This is a genomic window from Pseudomonas sp. Marseille-Q1929 (assembly GCF_017316265.1).
Taxonomy (GTDB): domain Bacteria; phylum Pseudomonadota; class Gammaproteobacteria; order Pseudomonadales; family Pseudomonadaceae; genus Aquipseudomonas.
Genome location: NZ_JAFLWU010000041.1, coordinates 14,229 through 41,068, shown reverse-complemented (window position 1 = coordinate 41,068; position 26,840 = coordinate 14,229). Strand labels below are relative to the sequence as shown.

22 protein-coding genes and 1 tRNA gene are annotated in these 26,840 nt (G+C 61.3%); 17 read left to right on the top strand and 6 right to left on the bottom strand.

Annotation, left to right across the window (positions count from 1 at the left end):
- Window positions 1–39: 39 nt before the first annotated feature.
- A tRNA-Leu gene (locus tag J1G37_RS27030) sits at window positions 40–126 on the bottom strand.
- Between the two features lie 224 nt (window positions 127–350).
- Between J1G37_RS27030 and rnr the strand changes: the two genes are divergently transcribed.
- The 10 genes from rnr to J1G37_RS26980 all read left to right on the top strand — a co-directional run bounded on the left by rnr (window position 351) and on the right by J1G37_RS26980 (window position 11,748).
- Window positions 351–2,987, top strand: a complete 2,637-nt coding sequence (rnr, locus tag J1G37_RS27025; protein WP_207046636.1) for a ribonuclease R — start codon at window positions 351–353, stop codon at window positions 2,985–2,987.
- Window positions 2,984–3,739: a 23S rRNA (guanosine(2251)-2'-O)-methyltransferase RlmB gene (gene rlmB / locus J1G37_RS27020; RefSeq protein ID WP_017734971.1), complete on the top strand. Its 756-nt coding sequence runs from the start codon at window positions 2,984–2,986 to the stop codon at window positions 3,737–3,739. Before rnr ends, rlmB begins: the two co-directional genes overlap by 4 nt.
- A gap of 339 nt (window positions 3,740–4,078) precedes the next feature.
- Window positions 4,079–4,501 (top strand): 30S ribosomal protein S6, encoded by a 423-nt coding sequence (gene rpsF, locus J1G37_RS27015; protein WP_003217491.1) that lies wholly within the window; start codon window positions 4,079–4,081, stop codon window positions 4,499–4,501.
- Window positions 4,502–4,530: 29 nt separating this feature from the next.
- Complete coding sequence (gene rpsR / locus J1G37_RS27010; protein ID WP_003171373.1) at window positions 4,531–4,761, top strand: 30S ribosomal protein S18; 231 nt, start codon at window positions 4,531–4,533, stop codon at window positions 4,759–4,761.
- 36 nt (window positions 4,762–4,797) lie between these two features.
- Window positions 4,798–5,691: a hypothetical protein gene (locus J1G37_RS27005; protein WP_124525559.1), complete on the top strand. Its 894-nt coding sequence runs from the start codon at window positions 4,798–4,800 to the stop codon at window positions 5,689–5,691.
- Between the two features lie 18 nt (window positions 5,692–5,709).
- Entirely contained in the window at window positions 5,710–6,156 is a 447-nt protein-coding gene (gene rplI / locus J1G37_RS27000) for a 50S ribosomal protein L9 (RefSeq protein WP_003171376.1), read from the top strand.
- A gap of 110 nt (window positions 6,157–6,266) precedes the next feature.
- Entirely contained in the window at window positions 6,267–7,661 is a 1,395-nt protein-coding gene (dnaB, locus tag J1G37_RS26995) for a replicative DNA helicase (RefSeq protein ID WP_017734974.1), read from the top strand.
- Window positions 7,662–7,864: 203 nt separating this feature from the next.
- Entirely contained in the window at window positions 7,865–10,168 is a 2,304-nt protein-coding gene (locus J1G37_RS26990; protein WP_207046634.1) for a YgiQ family radical SAM protein, read from the top strand.
- A gap of 213 nt (window positions 10,169–10,381) precedes the next feature.
- Window positions 10,382–11,308: an NAD synthetase gene (locus J1G37_RS26985; protein WP_207046632.1), complete on the top strand. Its 927-nt coding sequence runs from the start codon at window positions 10,382–10,384 to the stop codon at window positions 11,306–11,308.
- Window positions 11,308–11,748 (top strand): hypothetical protein, encoded by a 441-nt coding sequence (locus tag J1G37_RS26980; RefSeq protein ID WP_207046630.1) that lies wholly within the window; start codon window positions 11,308–11,310, stop codon window positions 11,746–11,748. Before J1G37_RS26985 ends, J1G37_RS26980 begins: the two co-directional genes overlap by 1 nt.
- A gap of 15 nt (window positions 11,749–11,763) precedes the next feature.
- On the opposite strand, the gene J1G37_RS26975 is transcribed toward J1G37_RS26980, so the two are convergent.
- Complete coding sequence (locus J1G37_RS26975) at window positions 11,764–12,252, bottom strand: type VI secretion system tube protein Hcp (RefSeq protein ID WP_207046628.1); 489 nt, start codon at window positions 12,250–12,252, stop codon at window positions 11,764–11,766.
- Window positions 12,253–12,439: 187 nt separating this feature from the next.
- Here J1G37_RS26975 and J1G37_RS26970 point away from each other — a divergent pair, with 187 nt between their 5' ends.
- From J1G37_RS26970 to J1G37_RS26950, 5 genes are all read left to right on the top strand, one after another.
- On the top strand, window positions 12,440–13,354 hold the full coding sequence (locus J1G37_RS26970; protein WP_207046626.1) for an NAD synthetase: 915 nt from the start codon (window positions 12,440–12,442) through the stop codon (window positions 13,352–13,354).
- Window positions 13,351–13,857 (top strand): hypothetical protein, encoded by a 507-nt coding sequence (locus J1G37_RS26965; RefSeq protein WP_207046624.1) that lies wholly within the window; start codon window positions 13,351–13,353, stop codon window positions 13,855–13,857. Before J1G37_RS26970 ends, J1G37_RS26965 begins: the two co-directional genes overlap by 4 nt.
- Before the next feature lie 166 nt (window positions 13,858–14,023).
- The gene (locus J1G37_RS26960; protein WP_207046623.1) at window positions 14,024–17,314 is read left to right on the top strand and encodes a transglutaminase family protein; all 3,291 of its coding nucleotides are present in this window, start codon (window positions 14,024–14,026) and stop codon (window positions 17,312–17,314) included.
- A 165-nt stretch (window positions 17,315–17,479) separates the two neighbouring features.
- The gene (locus J1G37_RS26955; RefSeq protein ID WP_207046621.1) at window positions 17,480–19,966 is read left to right on the top strand and encodes a circularly permuted type 2 ATP-grasp protein; all 2,487 of its coding nucleotides are present in this window, start codon (window positions 17,480–17,482) and stop codon (window positions 19,964–19,966) included.
- Window positions 19,966–20,856, top strand: a complete 891-nt coding sequence (locus J1G37_RS26950) for a transglutaminase family protein (protein WP_207046619.1) — start codon at window positions 19,966–19,968, stop codon at window positions 20,854–20,856. Before J1G37_RS26955 ends, J1G37_RS26950 begins: the two co-directional genes overlap by 1 nt.
- Before the next feature lie 34 nt (window positions 20,857–20,890).
- On the opposite strand, the gene J1G37_RS26945 is transcribed toward J1G37_RS26950, so the two are convergent.
- Complete coding sequence (locus tag J1G37_RS26945) at window positions 20,891–21,073, bottom strand: hypothetical protein (protein ID WP_207046617.1); 183 nt, start codon at window positions 21,071–21,073, stop codon at window positions 20,891–20,893.
- 333 nt (window positions 21,074–21,406) lie between these two features.
- Between J1G37_RS26945 and azu the strand changes: the two genes are divergently transcribed.
- On the top strand, window positions 21,407–21,853 hold the full coding sequence (gene azu, locus J1G37_RS26940; protein ID WP_207046615.1) for an azurin: 447 nt from the start codon (window positions 21,407–21,409) through the stop codon (window positions 21,851–21,853).
- A gap of 109 nt (window positions 21,854–21,962) precedes the next feature.
- Here azu and nadE read toward each other — a convergent pair whose 3' ends face one another.
- The 3 genes from nadE to J1G37_RS26925 all read right to left on the bottom strand — a co-directional run bounded on the left by nadE (window position 21,963) and on the right by J1G37_RS26925 (window position 25,109).
- Window positions 21,963–22,790 carry an ammonia-dependent NAD(+) synthetase gene (nadE, locus tag J1G37_RS26935; RefSeq protein WP_207046613.1) on the bottom strand — a complete coding sequence of 276 codons (828 nt, stop codon included), beginning with the start codon at window positions 22,788–22,790 and terminating at the stop codon, window positions 21,963–21,965.
- 3 nt (window positions 22,791–22,793) lie between these two features.
- Window positions 22,794–24,008, bottom strand: a complete 1,215-nt coding sequence (gene pncB / locus J1G37_RS26930) for a nicotinate phosphoribosyltransferase (protein WP_185705119.1) — start codon at window positions 24,006–24,008, stop codon at window positions 22,794–22,796.
- 213 nt (window positions 24,009–24,221) lie between these two features.
- Window positions 24,222–25,109, bottom strand: a complete 888-nt coding sequence (locus tag J1G37_RS26925; protein ID WP_207046604.1) for a LysR family transcriptional regulator — start codon at window positions 25,107–25,109, stop codon at window positions 24,222–24,224.
- A gap of 155 nt (window positions 25,110–25,264) precedes the next feature.
- On the opposite strand from J1G37_RS26925, the gene J1G37_RS26920 reads away from it, so the two are divergent.
- Entirely contained in the window at window positions 25,265–26,755 is a 1,491-nt protein-coding gene (locus J1G37_RS26920; RefSeq protein ID WP_207046602.1) for an aldehyde dehydrogenase family protein, read from the top strand.
- The last annotated feature ends 85 nt before the right edge of the window (window positions 26,756–26,840 follow it).

Genomic DNA, 26,840 nt, shown 5'->3' with positions numbered 1-26,840 from the left:
GAAACGAAAAAACCCGCTTTCGCGGGTTTGATCTGAATTTGGTGCCCAGGAGAAGACTCGAACTTCCACGACCTTGCGATCACCAGCACCTGAAGCTGGCGTGTCTACCAATTTCACCACCTGGGCAACATCAACAACGTTGCCGTCGTCGATGGCGCGCACTATACGGAGGGCCTAATGAGCTGTAAACCCCTGCCATGAAAAAATCCTGGAATATTTCGCCAATGGTCGTGCAAGGTGCCTGGAAAGGGCGCCAAAGGGCTTTTAAACGCTTGTTGATGCCTGAAATTTCCCGTTTCAATACGCGTATGCCAAACTAACCCGCATATAGACAAGGTGAAAACTCTCTAATGGCCGATTGGCAGTCCCTCGATCCCGAGGCCGCTCGTGAAGCGGAAAAATATGAAAACCCTATTCCTAGCCGTGAACTGATCCTGGCGCACCTCGCCGATCGTGGTTCGCCTGCTAGCCGCGAGCAGTTGGTCGAAGAATTCGGTCTGACCACCGAAGACCAGCTCGAAGCCCTGCGCCGCCGCCTGCGTGCCATGGAGCGCGACGCACAACTGATCTACACCCGCCGTGGCACCTACGCACCTGTGGATAAGCTCGACCTGATCCTGGGCCGTATCGCCGGTCACCGTGACGGCTTCGGATTCCTGATTCCGGACGACGGCAGCGACGACCTGTTCATGAGCCCGGCGCAAATGCGCCTGGTGTTCGATGGCGACCGTGCGCTGGCGCGCGTGTCCGGCCTCGACCGTCGTGGTCGTCGTGAAGGTGTGATCGTCGAAGTGGTGTCCCGTGCCCACGAGTCCATCGTCGGCCGTTACTTCGAAGAAGGCGGCATCGGCTTTGTCGTGCCGGATAACCCGAAGGTCCAGCAGGAGGTGCTGATCACCCCGGGCCGCAACGGCGCTGCCAAGGTCGGTCAGTTCGTTGAGGTGAAGATCACTCACTGGCCAACCGCACGGTTCCAGCCACAGGGCGATATCGTCGAAGTGGTCGGCAACTACATGGCGCCGGGCATGGAAATCGATGTTGCGCTGCGCACCTACGATATTCCTCACGTCTGGCCTGAGGCGGTGCTGAAAGAAGCCGCCAAGCTCAAGCCGGAAGTGGAAGAAAAAGACAAAGAAAAACGCATCGACCTGCGCCATCTGCCGTTCGTCACCATCGACGGCGAAGATGCCCGCGACTTCGATGATGCGGTCTACTGCGAAGCCAAGCCGGGCAAACTGCGCCTGTTCTCCGGCGGCTGGAAGCTGTTCGTCGCGATTGCCGACGTGTCCAGCTACGTGAAGATCGGTTCGGCCCTGGACAACGAAGCCCAGGTGCGCGGCAACTCGGTGTACTTCCCTGAGCGCGTGATCCCGATGCTGCCTGAGCAGCTGTCCAACGGCCTGTGCTCCCTGAACCCGAAAGTCGACCGTTTGGCCATGGTGTGCGAGATGACCATCTCGAAAACCGGCGAAATGACCGACTACCAGTTCTACGAAGCGGTGATCCATTCCCAGGCGCGACTGACCTACAACAAGGTCAGCACCATCCTGGAAACGCCGAAGACCAGCGAAGCCAAGGCCCTGCGTACTGAATACGCTGGCGTGGTGCCGCACCTCAAGCAGCTTTACTCGCTGTACAAGGTGTTGCTGGGTGCCCGTCATACCCGTGGCGCGATCGATTTTGAAACCCAGGAAACCCGGATTGTCTTCGGTTCTGAGCGCAAGATCGCCGCAATCACCCCGACCACGCGTAACGATGCGCACAAGCTGATCGAGGAATGCATGCTGGCGGCCAACGTGGCCACGGCTGAGTTCCTGAAGAAGCACGAGATTCCTGCGCTGTACCGGGTGCACGACGGCCCGCCGCCGGAGCGCCTGGAAAAACTGCGCGCGTTCCTCGGCGAGCTCGGCCTGTCCCTGCACAAAGGCAAGGATGGCCCGTCGCCGAAGGACTACCAGGCCTTGCTGGCCAGCATCAAGGATCGTCCGGATTACCACGTGATCCAGACCGTGATGCTGCGCTCCCTGAGCCAGGCGGTGTACAGCGCCGATAACCAGGGCCACTTCGGCCTGAATTACGAGGCGTACACCCACTTCACGTCGCCGATCCGTCGCTACCCGGACCTGCTCACGCACCGCGCGATCCGCAGCGTGATCCATTCCAAGCAGAACACCCCGCACGTCAAGCGCGCCGGTGCCATGACCATTCCGAAGGCGCGGATTTATCCGTACGACGAAGCGGCCCTGGAACAGTTGGGCGAGCAGTGCTCCATGAGCGAGCGCCGCGCCGACGAAGCCACCCGCGACGTAGTGAACTGGCTGAAGTGCGAGTTCATGAAGGATCGCGTAGGCGAGACTTTCCCTGGCGTGATCACCGCTGTGACCGGTTTTGGTCTGTTCGTCGAGCTGACCGACATCTACGTCGAAGGCCTGGTACACGTTACGGCCTTGCCGGGCGATTACTACCACTTCGACCCTGTGCATCACCGCCTGGCGGGCGAGCGCACTGGGCGCAGCTTCCGTCTGGGCGACACTGTGGAAGTGCAGGTCATGCGCGTCGATCTCGACGAGCGCAAGATCGACTTCGGCATGTCTGATAAACCAGCCGAGTCGCCGGGTAGCCGCAAGAAAAATCGTGGCAGCACGCCGACCGCACCTGCCAGCAAAGGCAAGGGCGCCCCTGCGAAAGCGGCCGAGCCTGAGCCGGCCGCCAAGGCTGGTCGTCGTTCGTCCACCAAGGAAAAGGCCCCCGAAGCCTACCGCCCAAGCGACGCCGCGGCGAAAAACGCCGAGCTGCGCAAGAGCCGCGAGTTGAAGCAGCAGTTGCTCAACGAAGCCAAAAGCGGTGGTAAAGCGGCGTCTGGGGGAAAGTCCCACGGGGCGGAAAAGCCGTCGAGCAAGCCAAGTAAACACCGTAAAGGCCCGCCCAAAGCGGGTTCGGCCCCTGCCAAAAGCGGCGGGTCGCGCAAACCTAAGGCCAAGTCATGAGTCTGGAAAAAATCTACGGCGTGCACGCCGTAGAAGCACTGCTGCGTCACCACCCGAAACGCGTCAAGCAAGTGTGGTTGGCGGAGGGTCGTAGCGAGCCACGTGTACAAGCGCTGGTTGAGCTGGCCACGCAAAACAAGGTCGCCATCGGCCAGGCTGAACGTCGTGAGATGGACGTGTGGGTTGAAGGCGTTCACCAAGGCGTGGTCGCGGACGTAAGCCCGAGCCAGGTCTGGGGCGAAGCGATGCTCGACGAGCTGCTCGATCGCACAGAAGGCGCACCGTTGCTGCTGGTGCTCGACGGCGTGACCGACCCGCACAACCTCGGTGCCTGCCTGCGTTCGGCAGATGCTGCCGGCGCGCTGGCGGTGATCGTGCCTAAAGACAAGTCGGCCACCCTGACGCCGGTTGTGCGCAAGGTTGCCTGCGGTGCGGCGGAAGTGATTCCGTTGGTGGCCGTGACCAACCTGGCGCGCACCCTGGAGAAACTCCAGCAGCGCGGCCTGTGGGTCGTGGGCACGGCGGGGGAGGCCGAGGTCAGCATTTATGACCAGGACCTCACCGGCCCGACCATCCTGATCATGGGCGCCGAAGGCAAGGGCATGCGTCGCCTGACCCGTGAGCATTGCGATTACCTGGTGCACTTGCCGATGGCCGGTAGCGTCAGCAGCTTGAACGTGTCGGTTGCCACCGGCGTGTGCCTGTTTGAAGCCCAGCGCCAGCGTGGCGCCAAGGCCAAGAGCAAGAAATAAGCCTCAAGCGTCACGCAAGATCCTGTGGGAGCAGGGCTTGTGTGGGAGCTGGCTTGCCTGCGATAGCATCCCCTCGGTATGACTGATGCACCGAGGTGTCTGCATCGCAGGCAAGCCAGCTCCCACAGAAGTCCAGCTCCCACAGTTGTTTCTGGGTGTTGGGAAGATTGTTCAAATAATCACCAATCACCTTGCACGCTTCCTCCCCCTTCTCTACAATTGCGCCCCTTGCCTTCCTGGCGGGCACCGATGTGTCCCCCTTCGGCAAGATCCATAAGTGTCATTCACTCCTTGTCTGACCGTTTTTGAGCGGCAGGCTACAACCCGTAAGGAGCATTCATGCGTCATTACGAAATCATCTTTTTGGTCCACCCGGATCAAAGCGAGCAAGTCGGCGGCATGGTTGAGCGTTACACCAAGCTGATCGAAGAAGACGGCGGCAAAATCCACCGTCTGGAAGATTGGGGCCGTCGTCAACTGGCCTACGCAATCAACAATGTTCACAAGGCTCACTACGTGATGCTGAACGTTGAGTGCACTGGCAAGGCCCTGGCCGAGCTGGAAGACAACTTCCGCTACAACGATGCAGTGATCCGTAACCTGGTCATCCGTCGCGAAGAAGCCGTTACCGGCCAATCCGAGATGCTCAAGGCTGAAGAAAACCGCAGTGAGCGCCGTGAGCGTCGCGACCGTCCTGAGCACGAAGGCGCTGAAAGCGCTGATAGTGATGACAGCGACAACAGCGACAACGCTGACGAGTAATCCACGGACCTTATTAAGGAGCCTATCAAATGGCACGTTTCTTCCGTCGTCGTAAATTCTGCCGCTTCACCGCTGAAGAAGTGAAGGAGATCGATTACAAAGATCTCAACACTCTGAAAGCCTACGTATCCGAGACCGGCAAAATCGTTCCAAGCCGTATCACCGGTACCAAAGCTCGTTATCAGCGTCAGCTGGCCACCGCTATCAAGCGCGCCCGCTTCCTGGCCCTGCTGGCCTACACCGACAGCCACGGCCGCTGAGACCGGGCAGTCGATAAGTAGTAAGGGATTGAATGCATGCGCGCCTTAGCTGAGTTCATCATGCGCGGTCGTGTGCAGGCCACTCTGGTAGTGGCTGGATGTGCGGCATTGCCGTTGCTTTATTGGTTGGGTGCTGCCGCGGGTTGCCTTGTGCTGCTGCGGCGCGGTTTGAAGGACGCCCTTGGCGTTCTTGCCCTGGGATTGTTGCCGGCCTTGATCTGGTGGCTGCAATTGGGTGATCCACGGGTACTTCTGGTACTGCTGGGGTCATCGAGCCTTGCGTTGGTTTTACGCGCAAGTGAGTCCTGGGTCCGCACGCTGCTGGTCAGCGTGGCATTGGGGTTGGTGTACTCAGTGATGCTTGGCGCGGCTTTCCGCCCGCAAATCGAAGGGTTGTCGCAAGAGATCGTCAAGATCCTGCCGATGGCCCTCGGGGATCTCTACCAGCAATTGTCGGTAGATGAGCGAGCGCGGTTTGCGTCACTGATTGCCCCGGTCCTGACCGGCCTGATTGCGGCATTGTTGCAGGTCGTCAGCGTGCTGAGCCTGATTGTCGGGCGTTATTGGCAGGCGTTGTTGTACAACCCGGGTGGTTTTGGTCGCGAATTTCGCAGTATCAGAATCCCTGCGGGGCCGGCGATGTTGCTGCTGGCGTGCATGGTTGTCGGGCCGAACTTCGGTCCACAGATGGCCTTGCTGGCGCCGATTTGCAGCGTACCGCTGGTGTTTGCCGGGCTGGCCTTGATTCATGGGCTGGTTGCGCGAAAGCGCCTGGCCAAGTTTTGGCTGGTTGGGTTGTACGTCACGCTGTTGCTGTTCATGCAGCTGATCTATCCGTTACTCGTGGTCTTGGCCATTATCGACGGCCTGATTGATTTTCGCGGTCGTCTGGCGTCGAAAGACGCCGATAACGCGAACGGTGAAGGTTAAAAGTTAGAGGATTTTCACATGCAACTGATCCTTCTGGAAAAAGTCGCCAACCTGGGCAACCTGGGCGACAAAGTGAACGTTAAGGCCGGCTACGGTCGTAACTACCTGCTGCCATACGGCAAAGCTACCGCTGCAACCGCTGCCAACCTGGCTGCGTTTGAAGAGCGTCGTGCTGAGCTGGAAAAAGCAGCAGCAGACAAAAAAGCTTCGGCCGAAACTCGCGCTGCCCAACTGGCTGAGCTGGAAGTGACTATCACTGCCACCGCCGGTGACGAAGGCAAGCTGTTCGGTTCGATCGGCACCCACGACATCGCTGATGCACTGACCGCCTCCGGCGTTGAAGTGCAGAAGAGCGAAGTTCGTCTGCCGAACGGCACCATCCGCAACGTAGGTGAATTCGACGTAGCCGTGCACCTGCACGCTGAAGTTGAAGCCACCGTACGCGTTGTCGTGGTAGCAGCTTAAGTCGCACCTAACTGACTGGCACCTCGTGTGCCAGGCGGTTAACATCGGGCACGATCCTGTTTACAGGTCGTGCCTTTTGTTTTTCTACACACCCCAAATTCCAAGTGGCCATGAACGATATTTCAGCTCCCGAGCAATACGATCTGCAAACCGCTGCCCTGAAGGTGCCGCCGCATTCCATCGAGGCCGAACAGGCCGTGCTCGGTGGCTTGATGCTGGACAACAACGCCTGGGAACGCGTGCTGGATCAAGTCTCGGACGGCGACTTCTATCGACATGACCACCGCCTGATCTTCCGCGCCATCGCCAAGCTGGCCGACCTGAACTCGCCTATCGACGTCGTGACCCTTGCCGAGCAATTGGACAAGGAAGGTCAGACCTCACAAGTGGGCGGCCTCGGCTACCTGGGCGAGCTGGCGAAAAACACCCCGTCGGTCGCCAACATCAAGGCCTATGCGCAGATCGTCCGTGCGCGGGCGACCTTGCGCCAGTTGATCGGCATCGCCACTGAAATCGCCGACAGCGCCTTCAACCCCGAAGGCCGTACCGCCGAAGAAATCCTCGATGAGGCTGAACGGCAGATCTTCCAGATCGCCGAAGCACGGCCGAAAACCGGCGGCCCGGTGGGCGTCAACGAGCTGTTGACCAAGGCCATCGATCGTATCGACACGCTGTTCAACACTGACAACGCCATCACCGGCTTGTCCACCGGCTACACCGACCTCGATGGCATGACCAGCGGCCTGCAGCCGGCCGACTTGATCATCGTCGCCGGCCGTCCGTCGATGGGTAAAACCACCTTCGCCATGAACCTGGTGGAAAACGCCGTACTGCGCAGCGAAAAAGCCGTACTGGTTTACAGCCTCGAGATGCCAGGTGAATCGCTGATCATGCGGATGCTCTCGTCGCTGGGTCGTATCGACCAGACCAAGGTACGTGCCGGTCGTCTGGAAGACGACGATTGGCCGCGCCTGACCTCGGCGGTCAACCTGCTCAACGATCGCAAGCTGTTCATCGATGACACCGCCGGTATCAGCCCCTCGGAAATGCGCGCGCGTACCCGCCGCCTGGTACGTGAACACGGTGACGTCGGCCTGATCATGATCGACTACCTGCAATTGATGCAGATCCCCGGTTCCGGCGGCGACAACCGGACCAACGAAATTTCCGAGATTTCCCGCTCGTTGAAAGCCCTGGCCAAAGAGTTCAACTGCCCGGTGGTGGCGCTGTCCCAGCTCAACCGTTCCCTGGAGCAACGCCCCAACAAACGCCCGATCAACTCCGACTTGCGGGAATCCGGAGCGATCGAGCAGGATGCTGACGTGATCATGTTCGTGTACCGCGACGAGGTGTATCACCCCGAGACCGAGCATAAAGGCATCGCCGAGATCATCATCGGCAAGCAGCGTAACGGCCCGATCGGTACGGCGCGCCTGGCGTTTATCGGCAAGTACACCCGCTTCGAAAACCTCGCGCCGGGTAGCTACAACTTCGACGACGAGTAGTGCTCCTGCGCCTGTAAGGGCCTCATCGCAGGCAAGCCAGCTCCCACAGGTGACCGCGTTTATCCTGTAGGAATGCGGTCACCTGTGGGAGCTGGCTTGCCTGCGATGGCGTCACCACAATTCCGACCATTACCGTCGGAATTGGTCAAAATTTGTGCTATATTCCGCGCCCGCGATTTTTCATCTCAACACCGGTCACCGTCATGCAAACAGCCAAGCCGTTATTTGACTATCCCAAGTACTGGGCCGAATGTTTCGGTCCTGCGCCATTCCTGCCGATGAGCAGGGAGGAGATGGATCAGCTTGGCTGGGATTCCTGCGACATCATCATCGTCACCGGTGATGCCTACGTTGACCATCCGTCGTTCGGCATGGCGATCATCGGCCGGCTGCTGGAGTCCCAGGGCTTCCGCGTCGGGATCATTGCGCAGCCGAACTGGCAGTCCAAAGACGACTTCATGAAGCTCGGCGAGCCGAACCTGTTCTTCGGCGTCGCGGCCGGCAACATGGACTCGATGATCAACCGCTATACCGCCGACAAGAAAATCCGTTCCGACGACGCCTACACCCCGGGTGGCATGGCTGGCAAACGCCCGGACCGCGCGAGCCTGGTGTACAGCCAGCGTTGCAAGGAAGCGTACAAGAACGTGCCGATCGTACTGGGCGGCATCGAAGCCTCCCTGCGCCGCATCGCCCACTACGACTACTGGCAGGACCGTGTGCGCAACTCGATCCTGATCGACGCCGCCGCCGACATCCTGCTGTACGGCAACGCCGAGCGGGCGATTGTCGAAGTTGCCCAGCGCCTGTCGTGGGGCCACAAGATCGAAGACATCACCGACGTGCGCGGCACTGCGTTCATTCGCCGTGACACGCCCGAAGGCTGGTACGAGGTGGATTCCACCCGTATCGACCGTCCGGGCAAGATCGACAAGATCATCAACCCATACGTCAACACCCAGGACACCCAGGCCTGCGCCATCGAGCAAGAGAAAGGCCCGGTGGATGACCCTGAGGAAGCCAAGGTCGTACAGATCCTGGCCAGCCCGCGCATGACCCGTGACAAGACGGTCATTCGTTTGCCGTCCGTGGAAAAAGTCCGTGGTGATTCGGTCCTGTACGCCCACGCCAACCGCGTGTTGCACCTGGAAACCAACCCAGGCAACGCCCGCGCCCTGGTGCAGAAACACGGCGAAGTGGACGTGTGGTTCAACCCGCCACCGATCCCGATGACCACCGAAGAAATGGACTACGTGTTCGGCATGCCTTACGCACGTATCCCACACCCGGTGTACGGCAAGGAAAAGATCCCGGCCTACGACATGATCCGCTTCTCGGTGAACATCATGCGTGGCTGCTTTGGTGGCTGCACGTTCTGCTCCATCACCGAGCACGAAGGTCGCATCATCCAGAACCGTTCCGAAGAGTCGATCATTCGCGAGATCGAAGAGATCCGCGACAAGGTCCCGGGCTTTACCGGCGTGATCTCCGACCTCGGCGGCCCGACCGCGAACATGTACCGCATCGCCTGCAAGAGCCCGGAAATCGAATCCGCGTGCCGCAAGCCGTCGTGCGTGTTCCCGGGCATCTGCCCGAACCTGAACACCGACCACTCGTCGTTGATCCAGCTGTACCGCAGCGCCCGTGCGCTGCCGGGGGTGAAGAAGATCCTGATCGCGTCGGGCCTGCGCTACGACCTCGCCGTTGAGTCGCCGGAGTACGTCAAGGAGCTGGTGACCCACCACGTCGGTGGCTACCTCAAGATCGCCCCGGAGCACACCGAGGAAGGTCCGCTCAACCAGATGATGAAGCCGGGCATTGGCAGCTATGACAAGTTCAAGCGCATGTTCGAGAAGTACACCAAGGAAGCGGGCAAGGAGCAGTACCTGATTCCTTACTTCATCGCCGCCCACCCGGGCACCACCGATGAAGACATGATGAACCTGGCCCTGTGGCTCAAGGGCAACGGCTTCCGCGCCGACCAGGTGCAGGCGTTCTACCCGTCGCCGATGGCCACCGCCACCGCGATGTACCACTCGGGCAAGAACCCGCTGCGCAAGGTCACGTACAAGAGCGACGCGGTGACCATCGTCAAGAGCGAAGACCAGCGCCGTCTGCACAAGGCGTTCCTGCGCTACCACGACCCGAAAGGCTGGCCGATCCTGCGTGAAGCGCTGACCCGCATGGGCCGCGCCGACCTGATCGGGCCGGGCAAGGACCAGTTGATCCCGCTGCACCAGCCGAGCACCGACAGCTACCAGAGCGCCCGTCGCAAGAATTCGACGCCGGCTGGCAGCCACAAGGTCGCGAAGGAAACCACCACCAAGATCCTCACCCAGCACACCGGTTTGCCGCCGCGCGGCAGCGACGGCAGCAACCCGTGGGACAAGCGTGAGCAAGCCAAGGCCGCGGCCCAGGCGCGCAACAAGCAGGCCGCCAAGGAACGCAGCGATGCGGCCAAGGGCAAGGGCGGCAAGCCTGCGCGCAAGCCGGTGGTGCCGCGTTGATCGACGCCTGAACATGCCAAACGCCAGCCTCGTGCTGGCGTTTTGCTTTCTATTCTCTGGCGAGCCTGTTTGTTAAGGTGGCGCCCATTCAATCGCCATCGCAGGCAAGCCAGCTCCCACAATGGATCGGGTTCACACGCTCAACCTGTGGGAGCGGGCTTGCCCGCGATGGCGTCAGTTCAGCCAACATCAATTTCAAGGAAGAACACCCCCATGGGCAACCCCCTGGCCAACATCGGCATGGACTCCAACCGCTCCCAGTTCATGGCCCGCCAGCGCATCGAAAGCGAAATCAACGTGCCCCGCCTGTTCGCCGCCATCGACGCCGACCCTGCCATCGTCGGCGCCGGCGTGGTGTACATCGATGCCGACTTCAACATCGTCACCCTGCGCGAATTCAAGCCCATCTGCAGCATCCTGCCCAAGCGCATCATTATCCGCGAGGCGCAGAAGTACATCGCCCCGGCCCAGTTCGCCGACCAGGTGCTGAACAACCCGCGCGAATCGCGGCTGATGAGCGAGGCCTTCAACACCACCCTGGCCTGCACCGGCGCGGTGATCGGCTGGCTGGTGGTGTTGAGTGGCACCATCGCCATCCCATTCACCGCTGGCGCCAGCACCGTGGTGACGGCCATCGGCTACACCGCGGCGTCTGCCAGCACCGTGTCTTGCCTGGTGGGCGGCTTTCGTACGCGCAACGAAATCAGCAACCCGGCGATGAACGACTACCTGGACAACGAAGAGTGGTACCAGACCGCGACCAAGGTGCTCGATGGCGCCGCGCTGGTGGGTGTAGGCGCTTCGGCACTGACCACCGTCAAGCTGGTCAATGTCACCCGCGCCGCCACTGGCAAAAGCCTGCGCCAGGTGCTCAAGGGCTTGAACGGGCATGAGCGCGAGAAACTCACCAAAGAGTTGCTCAAAGTCGCCGACCCGCAAATGTCGACCAAGATGCGCAAACTGCTGCAGATGAGCGGCGAGTTGCCCAAGCGCTTCACCCCGACGCAACTCAAACACGCCACCTATGTGCAATTGGGGGATGCGATAGGGGCGGGCGCGAGTGTCTGGGGGCTGAAACGCTCGGACAACTACAAACAGGCCAAGACCTTTGCGATCGGCCTGTACGAGGAGGGCGAATAATGAGTGGCGTGCCGTCCCTGAAACCGTTTTTGCTGGCGCATTTTCCTGCGTTTATCGGCGTGATTCTCGCCGGCTGCCTGGGCGGCTCCGCTGCGATTTCCCTGGCGGCCAGTACGTATTTTGCCGACGTGCCCGTCGCCACCAATGCCACCGTGTCCTGGTTCGTCGTGCTCTTCGCCGCGCTGTTCGTGACCAACAGCAACTTCCTGGTGGTGCGCGGGCATGCCTGGGCGGTGTGGGGCATGGTCGGTTTTTTTGTCGTGTGCCTGTTGGTCACCCTGCCGACATTGGCGTACGAGCCGCACTGGTTTCTCTACAGTGAATGCCTGTTCTGGCCGCTGCTGGGGTTGTTGCTGATAAACAGCAAGGGCTATCGGGCGATGGTGGGCAAACTGGTGGGCGTGCGCCGACTGCGAGAGGCGGCCAAGGCCGGGTTGTAGCCTTGGCTCGCGTGGTCAGATTTTCACGTTCTGACGAATGTTCCAGCCGTATTTCACCGCGCCGCCGTCCTTGCCGCCGTCCGCTTTCTGCGGTTGGTAGCTGACTTCGACGCTGGCGAAATTCAAGCCGATGACCTCTGTCAGTTCGTCGCTGTTTTTCACCGCGTCGGACTGGTAGGAAATCACCATCACCTCCTTCAAGGTGATCACCAGATACTCCACGGCACTGCTGCCCCCGGCCTTACGCACCACCAGCCGCGCTTCCGGGTAATGCTTGCCGCTGGAGCAGGCCATCATCAGGTTGGGTGAGGACTTATCCATCACTTTCGAGATGGACAGGTTCTCGATATTGACCTTGCCCGCTCCACCGCCGCTGCCGCTATGCATCGAGCCCGTCTGCGACATGCCCCAGCCCCAGCGGCTGATCTCGATTTCATCGCGATGGGCCTGATCCCTGGATTCGCCCTTGATGTCGCCCAACTTCAAAAACATATCAGTTGCCATTGTCGTTCCCTGTACTGGTGTCCGCCGGTAGTGGCGCGGGGCGTACTTTTTCTTATTCGGGACATGGCCTACAAGACGCTACACCGTGATCAAGAAGTGCCTGTCGGGATAAAGCGAAGCTTCTGACATTTTTAAGCGATGCCCAGTCTTTACCCTCTGCGCTCTTGTGAAAAACCGGAGTAAAGGGATGACTTCCAGTGTGTTGAAAGACGGGTTCCCCAGTGTGCATTTGACGACGCGGCAGTGGGTGGAAAGCAGTATCGATCTGCGTAAGTTGTTTGCGGCCATTGATGCTGATCCGGCGATTATCGGTGCGGGCGTGGTGTACCTCGATGCGCAGTTGCGGGTGATTGTGTTGCGGGAGTTTCAGCCGATTTGCAGCGTTGTACCGAAGAAGGTGATTTTGCGGGAGGCGCCGAGTTATGTCGGGCGGGTGGAGTTTGCGCGGCGGTTGGTGAATGAGCCGCGAGAGGCGGATGTGACGTTCGAGGCGGTGAACGCGGGGTTTGCGTGTGCTTCGGCGGTGATCAGCTGGTTCGTGATACTGGGGGGCGCAGCGCTCACCCCGTTTACTTTTGGAGCCACAGGTGTAGTTGCTGCGATTAGCGTCGTAGGCGCTTCGGCAAGCACTCTCCAATGCGCTATTGGTGTGCGACGAACGCGAAATGAACTTGTAGACCCAGCACTTAATGACGAACTCGACCGCAACGAATGGTATCAAGCCGTCACGCTTGGGCTAGACGCCGCCTCATTACTAGGTGCTGGCAACACAGCAATGTCTACGATTCGAATGGTCAATTCGCTCAAAAAGGCAACGGGGAGAAGTACACACCAAGTGCTCAAAGGGTTGAATCGGCAGGAGCGGTTGAAGCTCACCAAGGAGTTGATAGGTATCAACCATCCGGAAATGTCCCGAAAAATGCTTAAGCTCAAGCAGATGACTGGCGAGATGCCCAAACGTTTCACTTCCTCTGAAGTAAGGCGTGGGACCATGATTCAGATGCTTGATGCCCTTGGTGCCGTATCGAGTATTGCTGGCAGTGTGAGGTCTGGGAACATCCGGATTATCGCGGTTGGGCTGCATGAGGAAATCTCGGAATGAAATTTTTCAGAGCGAGATTTCTTATGCCGGTGCGCCCCTTTCTTTTGCGGTTTTTCCCCGTCTTTATTGGTGCCATTTTCATGGGCATTTTAGGCGGGACCGCTGTCGTGGCGTTGTTGGAGCACTACTACCCGCGTACAGCCCCATGGGCTCTATCAGCGTCTGCTGCTGAGAACGCCTGTGTCGGGTTGGCCTTCTTTATCACCCTCTGCAATTTCATGATCGCCTACGGGCGACCAAAATGGGTCTGGGGCATGTATGGTCTTTTCATCGCCTGCCTGTTGTTCGCTTTACCGGCTTTTCGGTTTTCACCGCATCCATTCATCTACGTAGAAAGCGTCGTGTGGCCCATGCTCGGCTTAATACTGCTCAGCAGTAAACGACACAGGGAAATGCGTGCCAACTGCGTAGAACTTCGCCGCCTGCGCGGCAACGTACTGGTGGCCATCAAGAAACGCCGCAAACACGAACGCGCCATCATCAGAATAAAGAAACCAAGGTAATCCCCCACGCCCGCCACAAATATGTGCAACTGTTGCACCAGGGCACCAACGTTGGCGCCGTTTTGGTGCTGTACTGCACCGGGTCCTACGACAAAGCGCAATGACTGCCGCGCTGGCATAAGTCTTGCGCGCGTCAATCCCATGCCCTGGCTCGCAGGAGGCCGCCGTGTCGATTCATGTCGCGTTGCACCACGTTACGCATTACCGCTACGACCGCGCTGTCGAACTCGGCCCGCAGATCGTGCGTTTGCGCCCGGCGGCCCATAGCCGTACGCGGATTTTGTCCTACGCGCTGAAAGTGCTGCCCGAGCAGCATTTCATCAATTGGCAGCAAGACCCCCAGGGCAATTACCTGGCACGCCTGGTGTTCCCGGAAAAGACCGACGAACTGCGCATCGAAGTCGATCTGGTCGCCGAGATGGCGGTGTTCAATCCGTTCGACTTTTTCCTCGAACCCTACGCCGAAAAAATCCCTTTCAGCTACGCCGCCGATGAGCAGCGTGAGCTGGCGCCGTACCTGGAAACCTTGCCGCTGACGCCGAAATTCGCCGCTTACCTGGCCGGTATCGACCGCACGCCATTGCCCGCCGTGGATTTCCTGGTGGGACTCAACCAGCGCCTGGCCGCCGATATCGGCTACCTGATCCGCATGGAACCGGGCGTGCAGACCCCGGAATTCACCCTGGAAAACGCCTCCGGCTCGTGCCGCGATTCCGCGTGGCTGCTGGTGCAATTGCTGCGCAACCTGGGATTGGCGGCGCGGTTTGTGTCCGGTTACCTGATCCAGCTTACCGCCGACGTCAAAGCCCTCGACGGCCCGTCCGGCACCGAAGTGGACTTCACCGACCTGCATGCCTGGTGCGAGGTGTATTTGCCCGGCGCCGGCTGGATCGGCCTGGATGCCACCTCCGGTTTGTTTGCCGGTGAAGGCCATATCCCGTTGGCCTGTAGTCCCGATCCATCGTCTGCCGCCCCGATCAGTGGCTTGGTGGAACCGTGCGAGTGCGAATTCACCCACGAAATGTCCGTTGAGCGGATTTGGGAAGCGCCGCGTGTCACCAAGCCCTACACCGAAGAACAATGGCTGGCGATCCAGGCCCTCGGCCGGCAGATCGATGGTGACCTGCTCAAGGACGATGTACGCCTGACCATGGGCGGCGAGCCGACCTTCGTCTCCATCGATGACCCCGACGGCGCCGAGTGGAACACCGCCGCGCTGGGCCCGGACAAGCGCCGCCTGTCTGCCGAGTTGTTCCAGCGCATGCGCAAGCACTACGCGCCCAAGGGCCTGGTGCACTTTGGCCAGGGCAAGTGGTACCCCGGCGAGCAGCTGCCGCGTTGGTCGCTCAACTGCTACTGGCGCCGCGACGGCGTGCCGATCTGGCATAACAGCGCGCTGATTGCCGACGAACAACAGGATTACGGTGCCGATGGCGCCATGGCCGGGCGTTTCCTCGCCAGCGTCGCCGAACGCCTGAAACTGCCGGCACGCTTTGTCTTCCCGGCCTTTGAAGACAACTTCTACTACCTGTGGCGCGAAGGTGCGCTGCCGCAAAACGTCACGGCCCAGGACCCGCGCCTGGCTGACGACCTGGAGCGCGAACGCCTGCGCAAAGTGTTCAGCCAGGGCCTGGATAAAGTCATCGGCCAAGTGCTGCCGCTGGCGCGCACGGCGGCCAATGACCGCTGGCAGAGCGGGCGCTGGTATCTGCGCGATAACCACTGCCGCCTGGTGCCGGGGGATTCGCCCCTGGGCTATCGCCTGCCGTTGGCGTCGCAGCCCTGGGTGACGGCGGCGGAGTATCCGTTTGTGCACCCGACGGACCCGAACCAGGATCAGCCGGCGCTGCCCACCACCGCTCAGTTGAGCAGCCACGGCGAACCCGCGCCGAGCGATCAGCGTACGCCAGCGGTGGACGAATCCGCCGACTGGCTGACCCGCACCGCGTTGTGCGCCGAAGCGCGGGAAGGCCGCCTCTACCTGTTCATGCCGCCGCTGGAGCGCGTCGAGGATTACCTGGAACTGGTCGCCGCCATCGAGGCCACCGCCGAAGAATTGCATTGCCCGGTGCTGCTGGAGGGCTACGAGCCGCCGGCCGATACCCGCCTGAGCAACTTCCGCGTGACGCCAGACCCGGGTGTGATCGAGGTCAACGTGCAACCGTCCGCCAGTTGGGACGAGCTGGTGGAACGCACCGAATTCCTCTACGAAGAGGCGCGGCAAACCCGCCTGACCACGGAAAAATTCATGATCGACGGGCGCCACACCGGCACCGGCGGCGGTAACCATTTTGTCCTCGGCGGCGCGACGCCCAAGGACTCGCCGTTCCTGCGCCGTCCTGATCTGCTGCGCAGCCTGATCAGCTATTGGCATAACCATCCGTCCTTGTCCTACCTGTTTTCCGGTCTGTTTATCGGCCCGACGTCCCAGGCCCCGCGCGTGGACGAAGCGCGCAACGACGCCTTGTACGAGCTGGAAATCGCCTTCGCGCAAATGCCCGAGCCGGGCGAAGAGTGCCCGCCATGGCTGGTGGACCGCCTGCTGCGCAACCTGTTGATCGATGTGACGGGCAACACCCACCGCGCCGAATTCTGCATCGACAAGCTCTACTCGCCGGACGGCGCCACCGGTCGCCTGGGCCTGCTGGAACTGCGCGCGTTTGAGATGCCGCCCCATGCGCGCATGAGCCTGACCCAACAGCTGCTGTTGCGCGCCCTGGTCGCACGTTTTTGGCGTGAACCCTATGCGCCGCCGAAGCTGGCGCGCTGGGGCACCGAGCTGCACGACCGTTTCCTGCTGCCGCACTTCATCGAGCAGGACTTTGCCGACGTGATCGTCGAACTCAACGCCGCCGGCTACCCGCTGCGCGCCGAATGGTTTGCCGCGCACCTGGAGTTCCGCTTTCCCAAGGTCGGCGATTACGCCGTCAGCGGCATCGAACTGGAGCTGCGCCAGGCCCTCGAACCCTGGCACGTCCTGGGCGAGGAAGGCGCGGTGGGCGGCACGGTGCGCTACGTGGATTCGTCCCTGGAGCGCCTGCAAGTCAAGTTGACCGGCCTGCCGCCGCAACGCTACCTGCTGACCTGCAACGGCATCCCGGTGCCGCTGCAAGCCACCGGCCGCGTCGGCGAATTTGTCGCTGGCGTGCGTTACCGCGCCTGGCAACCGGCCAACTGCCTGCAACCGACCATCCCGGTGCATGCGCCGCTGGTGTTCGACTTGCTGGATACCTGGATGCAGCGTTCGCTGGGCGGTTGCCAGTACCACGTGGCGCATCCGGGCGGGCGCAATTACGACAGCTTGCCGGTGAATGCCAATGAGGCGGAGAGTCGGCGGATGGCGCGGTTTTTCCGGTTGGGGCATAGCCCAGGGAAACTCCCAGTACCCTCGCTCGTCATCAACGACGAACTGCCGATGACTCTGGATCTACGACGTTTCCCCAATAAAAATGACTGAACGCGGTTAAAAATGTGGGAGCGGGCTTGCTCGCGAAAGCGGTGTATCAGCCGATACATGTGTTGACTGACCCGCCGCCTTCGCGAGCAAGCCCGCTCCCACACAAGCCCTATCCCACATTAAACTGTGGTGACTTTGAGCCCCCTTGCCTCTGCCGAGCGTTCCATGTCCGACTTGCTCGACCGTTACCCGCTGACTGCGGGCACTTACCACGAACTGCTGGACGACAGTGGCGCGGTGCGTGCTCATTGGCAGCGCCTGCTCGACCACCTGCAACGCAGCACCCCGGCGCAACTGGCCCAGCGCCAGGCGTTGCTGACCCGGCAGATCCAGGAAAACGGCGTGACCTACAACGTCTACGCCGACCCCAAGGGCGCCGATCGCCCGTGGGAGTTGGACCTGCTGCCCCACGTGCTGGCCGCCGAAGAGTGGCAGCACCTGTCGGCCGGGATCGCCCAGCGGGCGCGCCTGCTCAATGCGGTGCTGGCCGACCTGTATGGCCCGCAACGTTTGATCAAGGAAGGCCTGCTGCCGGCCGAACTGGTGTTCGGGCACAACAATTTCCTGTGGCCATGCCAGGGCATCCAGCCGCCGGACGGAGCCTTCTTGCACCTGTACGCCGTGGACCTGGCGCGCACGCCGGACGGTCGCTGGTGGGTCACCGCCGACCGCACCCAGGCGCCGTCCGGCGCCGGTTATGCGCTGGAAAACCGCACCATCGTGTCCCGTGCCTTCCCGGACCTGTACCGCGACTTGCAGGTGCAGCACCTCACCGGCTTCTTCCGCACCTTGCAGGAAACCCTGGCCCGCCAGGCGCCGGGGGATGACCAGCCGCCACTGATCGTGCTGCTCACGCCGGGACGTTTCAACGAAAGCTATTTCGAACACCTCTACCTCGCCCGCCAGCTCGGCTACCCGCTGGTGGAAGGCGGCGACCTCACCGTGCGCGACAGCACGGTATTCCTCAAGACCCTCAGCGGTCTGCGCCGGGTACACGCGATCATGCGGCGCCTCGACGATGATTTCTGCGACCCGCTGGAACTGCGTACCGACTCGGCCCTTGGCGTGCCCGGCCTGCTCGATGCCGTGCGCCAGGGCAACGTGCTGGTGGCCAATGCCTTGGGTAGCGGCGTGCTGGAGTCGCCGGGGCTGCTCGGCTTCTTGCCGAAGATCAACGAGTTCCTGTTTGGCGAGGAACTGATCCTGCCGTCGATCGCCACCTGGTGGTGCGGTGAAGCGCCGGTGCTCGCCGAAGCGCTGGAGAAATTGCCCGAGCTGCTAATCAAGCCGGCGTTTCCGTCGCAGAGTTTCACCCCGGTGTTCGGGCGTGACCTGGATGATGAGCAACGCGAGGCCCTGGCCGCACGCATGCGCGCGCGGCCTTACGCTTATGTCGCCCAGGAGCTGGCGCAACTGTCCCAGGCGCCGGTGTGGCACACCGTGGATGACCACCTGCAACACCGCGCCATCGGCATGCGCGTGTACGCCGTGGCCAGCGATGAAGGATACCGCGTATTGCCCGGCGGCCTGACCCGCGTGGCCGCCGAAGCCGATGCCGAAGTGGTGTCGATGCAACGCGGCGGCGCGAGCAAGGACACCTGGGTACTCGGCGAGCGTGCGCCCGGCGGCGAACAGTGGCGTGCGCAACGCACCATCGGCGCCCATGACCTGGTGCGCCGCGACCCGTATCTGCCGTCCCGCGTGGTGGAAAACCTGTTCTGGTTTGGCCGCTACTGCGAGCGCTGTGATGACAGCGCGCGCTGGCTACGCATTGTGCTGGCGCGTTATGTGGACGGCGACGATCCCCAGGCCTTGCAAGCGGCGGTCGAACTGGGCGAGAGCCTGCGCCTGCTGCCGGAGGAGGGCGAATTACCTGAGCGTCTGCTGGGCGCCATGCTCGGCGACGACTGGCCGTCGAGCCTGCGCGCCAACCTGCAGCGTTTGCAGTGGGCGGCGTCCCAGGTGCGTGGCAAGTTGTCCCGGGAGAACTGGCAGGCGCTGGTTGAGCTGCAACGCGAAGCCGTGGAGCTGGAAAGCGAAGCGCCGGACTTTGGCGAGTTGCTGGATTTTCTCAACCGTCTGGTGATGTCGCTCGCGGCGCTGTCCGGGTTTGCCCTGGACGACATGACCCGCGACGAAGGCTGGCGCTTTTTGATGATGGGCCGGCGCATCGAGCGGCTGCAATTTCTCAGCAGCAGCCTCGCCGCATTCCTGCGTGGCGTGGCGGTGTTCGATCAGGCCGGGCTGGAGTGGTTGCTTGAACTGGGCAACAGCAGCATCACCTATCGCTCGCGCTACCTGGCGGTGCCGCAGCTGATCCCGGTGCTTGACCTGCTGCTGCTGGACGAGCAGAACCCCCACGCGGTCCTGTTCCAGTTGAAGCTGGTGAGCCGCACCCTGCGTCGCTTGAATGATGATTTTGGCGTGCCGCGGGAAACCGGCCTCGGCCCGCTGGTGGAGCGCCTTGCGCACTTCGACCTGGGCTGCCTGGAGAACCCGTTGTTTGGCGAGTCCAGCGTGCGTGCCGCCTTGGACGGCCTGGCCGACTTGCTGCAAGCGGTGGCCGATGAGAGCGGGCAAGTGTCGGATCGCCTCGCGTTGCGCCATTTTGCCCATGTGGATGATGTCAGCCAGCAGACGGTGTCGTTGTGATGAGTGCGCGCTACCAGATTTTCCACGATACCCATTACCACTACGACAGCCCGGTGTCCCTGGCCCAGCAGTTGGCGCACCTGTGGCCACGGCCGTGTGCCTGGCAGCGCTGTAGCGCGCAGCAGTTGGATATCAGCCCCGAGCCGACGTCGCGGCGCGATGAGCTGGATGTGTTTGGCAACCCGATCACGCGGCTGGCGTTTGAACGGCCCCATGATGAGCTGTTGGTGAACGCCGGGCTGACCGTGGAAGTGCTGGCGCGGCCGGTGCTGGATTTCCAGCAGTCGCCGGCCTGGGACCAGACCCGTGACAGCCTGACCTACAGCAGCCAACCGCTGTCCGTTGAGCTGCTTGAGGCGATCCGTTATCGCTTCGAATCGCCCTACGTGCACCTGAAGAAAAACTTCGTCGAGTTCTCCGAAAGCTGCTTCCCGCCGGCTCGTCCGCTGTTGCTCGGCGTACAGGCGCTGATGCAGAAGATTTTCAGCGAATTCACCTTCGATGCCGAAGCCACTCAGGTCGCCACGCCGCTGGTGGAAGTGCTGGAGCGCCGCCGTGGCGTGTGCCAGGACTTCGCCCACCTGATGCTCGCCTGCCTGCGCTCGCGAGGCCTGGCGGCGCGTTATATCAGCGGCTACCTGCTGACCCAGCCACCGCCCGGGCAGCCACGGTTGATCGGCGCCGATGCATCCCATGCGTGGGTTTCGGTGTATTGCCCGGTGTCGGGCTGGGTGGATTTTGATCCGACCAACAATGTGCAGCCGGCGCTGGAGCACATCACCCTGGCCTGGGGCCGGGATTTCTCCGATGTGTCGCCGTTGCGAGGGGTGATTCTGGGGGGAGGGAGCCATGACCCGGAAGTGCGGGTGACGGTGATGCCTTTAGAGTAGGGAGCGTTCCCACGCTCTGCGTGGGAACGATCAATTATTCAGCCGGATCTTTCGGTGTTTCAGTCTCTTCAGCTGCCACGTCGCCTTCTGCTTCCGGGTTCAGTGCACCCGCTTCTTCATCCGCAGCGGCTTTCTTGCGTTGCAGTTTTTCCTCTTTCTTCTGCTCCTTGGCCAAGTCTCTCTGACGTTTGGCGAAGGAGTAATTAGGTTTGGCCATGGGCGATCCTCTAGGGTCGAAGGTGAGGGTGGGCGGCGCGCAGCTGCCTTGGGTGGCTATGGTAGCAGCTTAGCAGCGCGCTTGGCCCTCACTTACCGCAGGCGTAAGCGGCCAGCAGGCCGTTGAACAGTTGGTTGAGGTGCATGGCTCGGACTCCGGTGGGGGATGGGCCGATCATAGAAAGGTCGTACGACTTTGGCTGTTAGATTGTGTTGATAAGTCTGATAGCCTAAAGTTGTATACAATCTGTTGATTCAGATCATAAGAATTTTTGCCTGCTTGAGGCACCCTTGCCGCAATCCGCGTTTTCTAAACCCTGCCTTGGAGATTCACATGTTCGCCAAACTCGTTGCTGTTTCCCTGCTGACTCTGGCTAGCGGCCAGTTGCTTGCTGCAGAGTGCAAGGTCACTGTCGACTCCACTGACCAAATGTCCTTCAACACCAAAGCCATTGAAATCGACAAGAGCTGCAAGACCTTCACCGTCGAGCTGACGCACTCCGGCAACCTGCCGAAAAACGTCATGGGCCACAACTGGGTGCTGACCAGCGCCGCTGACATGCAGCCGGTTGCCACCGACGGCATGGCTGCCGGTATCGACAAGAACTACCTGAAAGAAGGCGACGCACGCATCATCGCCCACACCAAGATCATCGGTGCTGGCGAGAAAGATTCGGTGACCTTCGATGTGGCGAAACTGGCTGCCGGCACCGACTACATGTTCTTCTGCTCGTTCCCGGGCCATGTGTCGATGATGAAAGGCACCGTGGTCGTCAAGTAAGACCGCGTTATCGTTCATCGCAGGCAAGCCAGCTCCCACATTCGACCGCATTTCCATGTTGTAACGCGGTCAACTGTGGGAGCGGGCTTGCCCGCGATAGCGGTCTACCTCACGGCGCGAACGGCATGACCCGCTTATGCTCGGTCTTGCGATACGTCTCACAGATAATCCGGAACGCTTCCTCACGCACCGGCTCACCGTGCAGGAACGCATCGATCTCGGCATAGGTCACGCCATGTGACGCTTCGTCCGGCTTGCCCGGCGACAAGTCTTCCAGGTCCGCCGTCGGCACTTTCTCCACCAACGATTCCGGCGCGCCGAAGTGCCGTGCAATCGCCCGCACCTGGTTTTTCACCAGCCCGCTCAAGGGCGCCAAATCGCACGCGCCATCACCGAACTTGGTGAAAAAGCCCATCACCGCTTCCGCCGCATGGTCCGTACCGATCACCAAACCGCTGGCCGCGCCGGCGATGGTGTACTGCGCCACCATGCGCATGCGCGCCTTGGTGTTGCCCAGCACGAAATCACGGGAAACGGCGGCCTTGCCTTCAAACGCCGCCACTTCATGGGCCAGGGCTTTCACCGCCGGGCCGATGTTGACGGTGTGGCGCTCGTCGGGCTCGATAAAGTCCACCGAGGCCGTGGCATCGATTTCGTCGAACTGGGTTTCGTAGGGCAGGCGCACCGCGATAAAACGGTAGGCCGCATCACCGCTGTTTTCGCGCAGCTCTTTTACCGCGCGCTGGGCCAACAGGCCGGCGGTCAGGGAGTCGACACCGCCGCTGATGCCCAGCACCAACGTCTTGAGCCCGGAATTGCGCAGGCAATCCTGGATAAATGCCACGCGGCGGGCAACCTCGGCCTCAAGGGCGGCCTGGTCGTTGAACGGCGCCTGGACCTTGAGTTTTTCAGCTATCTCACGCTGTACGGCTTGCATGATTCACTCCTTGCTAGAGAGGGCAGGTACTTTGAACACATGACGCAAATAGGCGACGAAATTCGGATCGGTGCAGTGGGTCTTGCCCGCTTCATCGGAGATCTTCGCCACGGGCTGGCCATTGCAGGCGGTCATTTTAAGCACGATGCTCATCGGTTCCACACCTGGAATATCGCAGGTCAGGTTGGTGCCGATGCCAAAGCTCACATTGATCCGCCCGCGCAGGGCACGGAAGATTTCCAGGGCCTTAGGCAGCGACAGGCTGTCGGAAAACACCAGGGTCTTGCTCATCGGCTCGATGCCAAGCTTGTGGTAGTGGGCGATGGCTTTTTCGGCCCATTGCACCGGGTCGCCGGAGTCGTGGCGCAGGCCGTCGAACAGCTTGGCGAAGTACAGGTCGAAATCGCCGAGGAACGCATCGGTGGTGATGCAGTCGGTCAGGGCGATGCCCAGCAGGCCACGGTATTCGCGGACCCAGCAATCAAGGGCGGCGATCTGGCTGTCGATCAGGCGCGGACCGAGTTGCTGGTGGGCCATGATCCATTCGTGGGCCATGGTGCCCAGGGGTTTCATATCCAACTCGCGGGCCAGGTGCACGTTGCTGGTGCCGACGAAACGGCCGGGGAAGTCATGCTTGAGGACGCTGACCACTTCTTCCTGCACGCGGTACGAGAAGCGTCGGCGGGTGCCGAAGTCGGCCACTTGCAGCTCGGACAATTCCTCGCTGCTGGCATTCGCCGTCAGCCAATCGAACTTGCGGTACAGCTGCTCACGGGCCTGTTCGAGGATCACGGTCTGGTAGCGGTAGCGGTTACGCACTTCGCTGACGATGGCCAGCATCGGCACTTCAAACAGGATCACATGCAGCCACGGCCCGCGCAGGCGGATGAACAACTCGCCGTTTTCGATACCGGTCTGCACGTAGCGCAGGTTGAAGCGGAACAGCCCGAGGAAGCGCAAAAAGTCCGGCTTCATAAAGCTGATGCGCTCCAGGAAACCCAATTGGTCCGGGCTCAGGCTCAACTCGGCGAGGCGTTCGATCTGGTAGCGGATTTCCGCCAGGTACGGGCGCAGGTCTTCACTGTTACGGCAACGAAACTCCCATTCAACTTCCACGTTCGGGTAGTTGTGCAGCACCGCCTGCATCATGGTCAGCTTGTAGAAGTCGGTGTCGAGCAGGTTCTGCACGATGCGATCGGCAAACACACTCTCGCTCATAACGGGAATCTCCAGACGGGTCGGCGATGGGCGCCGGCCTTTACGCACAATTGAGGAAGGGGGCTAGTGGCGCATAGACACGGGGTGGTTTGCCAGTGATTTTTTGGTTGAGGCCACCGACGCCATCGCAGGCAAGCCAGCTCCCACACTTGGAATGCATTCCAACCTGTGGGAGCTGGCTTGCCTGCGATGGCGCCAGTGCGGCCAAAAAATCTAGACCTGCTCCATCATCCACTTCACAAACTCCCTGACCTTCGGCACCTCCGCCGAATGCTCGGGATAGGCGAGGTAGTAAGCATCCTGGCTCGGCATCGCATGCTGCCAAGGAATCACCAGCTTGCCGTCCGCCAACTCCTCTTCCACCAGAAACCTCGGCAACAACGCCACGCCACAGCCCACTTGCGCCGCCCGAATGCACATATAGAACGTATCGAACCGCGGCCCGTGGTAGCTGTGCTCGGTCTGCAAACCCTGGCTGGCGAACCAGTCATGCCAGCCTTGCGGGCGCGAGGCATTTTGCAGCAGCACCAGTTCGCTCAGTTGCCTTGGGTCAGTGAAGGGCTGCGCGGGCAAGCTTTCGGGGGCGCAGACGGGCACCAGCTCTTCGCTGAACAGCTTCAGGCTCTCGGTGCCGGGCCGTGCGCCCTGGCCGAAGTAGAAGGCCATGTCAGCCTTGCCTTGCAGCAACTCATCCGGCTCCTGTTCGTTGCACAGGTCCAGGTGGATTTGCGGGTGACGCAAGCGCCAACCCTTGAGGCGCGGCACCAGCCAGCGGGCGCCAAAGGTGTAGGGCGTGGAGACGCGCAGCACTTCGGTCTCACCGCCGTAGGAACGCAGGTAGTGGGTGGACATCTCCACCTGTGTGAGGATTTTTCTCACTTCCACCAGGTACAAATCCCCGGCCGGGGTCATTTGCAAGCGCCGACGTACGCGGCGAAACAACAGGTGTTGCAGCAATTCTTCCAACTGCGCCACTTGCTTGCTTACCGCGCTCTGGGTGAGGTTCAGTTCCTCGGCGGCGCGGGTGAAGCTCAGGTGGCGGGTGGCGGCTTCGAAACATTGCAGTGCGGTGATCGAGGGCAAATGTCTTTTGTTCAGCACGGTGTGCCTCTTTTTATGCTTTGCATGAATAAACGGAATGATATCTCGCCTAATCGTCGTTTGTTGGCAAGTCTTGGGCCAGCTACAAATAAGCTCTGGATCGCCGTGCGGGCCGCGGCGCGAATTTCTGAGTTTGCAGATTGAAGGAGTGACCCATGGTTGCCGCATTGCTTGATCGTCTGGGGGTAAACCCGGCGCTGTACCAGTCGGGTAAACAGCCTGTGCATTCGCCGATTGATGGCAGCCGTATCGGCAGCGTGCACTGGGAAGGTGCCGCCGAGGTAGAGCAGCAGGTCAGTCGCGCCGAGCATGCATTCGACGCCTGGCGCAAAGTGCCAGCCCCGCGTCGCGGCGAGCTGGTGCGCCAATTTGGCGATGTGCTGCGCGAATACAAGGCCGACCTCGGCGAGTTGGTGTCGTGGGAAGCCGGCAAGATCACCCAGGAAGGCCTGGGCGAAGTGCAGGAAATGATCGACATCTGCGACTTTGCTGTCGGCCTGTCCCGCCAGCTCTACGGCTTGACCATCGCCTCCGAGCGCCCCGGCCACCATATGCGTGAAACCTGGCACCCGCTGGGCGTGGTCGGCGTGATCAGCGCCTTCAACTTCCCGGTCGCCGTCTGGGCGTGGAACACCGCCCTGGCCCTGGTGTGTGGCAACGCGGTGATCTGGAAACCGTCGGAAAAGACTCCGCTCACCGCCCTGGCCTGCCAGGCGCTGTTCGAGCGCGTACTGAAGAACTTCAACGATGCGCCGCCGTACCTCAGCCAAGTGATCATCGGCGGCCGCGACGCCGGTGCCGCGCTGGTGGATGACCCGCGTGTCGCCCTGATCAGCGCCACCGGCAGCACGCGCATGGGCCGCGAAGTAGCGCCCAAAGTCGCCGCGCGTTTTGCCCGCAGCATCCTTGAACTGGGCGGCAACAACGCGATGATCCTCGGTCCCAGTGCCGACCTGGATATGGCCGTGCGCGCCATCCTGTTCAGCGCCGTCGGCACCGCCGGCCAGCGCTGCACCACCTTGCGCCGCCTGATCGCCCACGAGTCAGTGAAGGAAGAAATCGTCACCCGCCTCAAGGCCGCCTATTCCAAGGTGCGCATCGGCCACCCGCTGGAAGGCAACCTGATCGGCCCGCTGATCGACAAGCACGGCTTCGACAACATGCAGGACGCCCTGGAGCAAGCCTTGAGCGAAGGCGGCCGGGTGTTCGGTGGCAAGCGCCAGTTGGAAGACACCTTCCCGAATGCCTATTACGTGTCGCCGGCCATCGTGGAAATGCCCGAACAGAGCGACGTGGTCTGCACCGAGACCTTCGCGCCGATTCTGTATGTGGTCGGCTACACCGACTTCGCCGAAGCCCTGCGCCTGAACAACGCCGTGCCCCAAGGCCTGTCGTCGTGCATCTTCACCACGGATGTGCGTGAGGCCGAGCAGTTCATGTCGGCGGTGGGCAGTGACTGTGGCATCGCCAACGTCAATATCGGCCCGAGCGGGGCGGAAATCGGCGGCGCGTTTGGCGGTGAGAAAGAGACCGGCGGCGGGCGTGAGTCGGGTTCGGATGCGTGGCGTGGGTACATGCGTCGCCAGACCAATACCGTGAACTATTCGCTGGAATTGCCGCTGGCCCAGGGCATCACCTTCGACTGATCCCTCAAAGTCGGAGTGAGGTCAATGTGGGAGCTGGCTTGTCGGGTCGCCGCATCGCTGCGATAGCGGTAGTGACTGCACCACC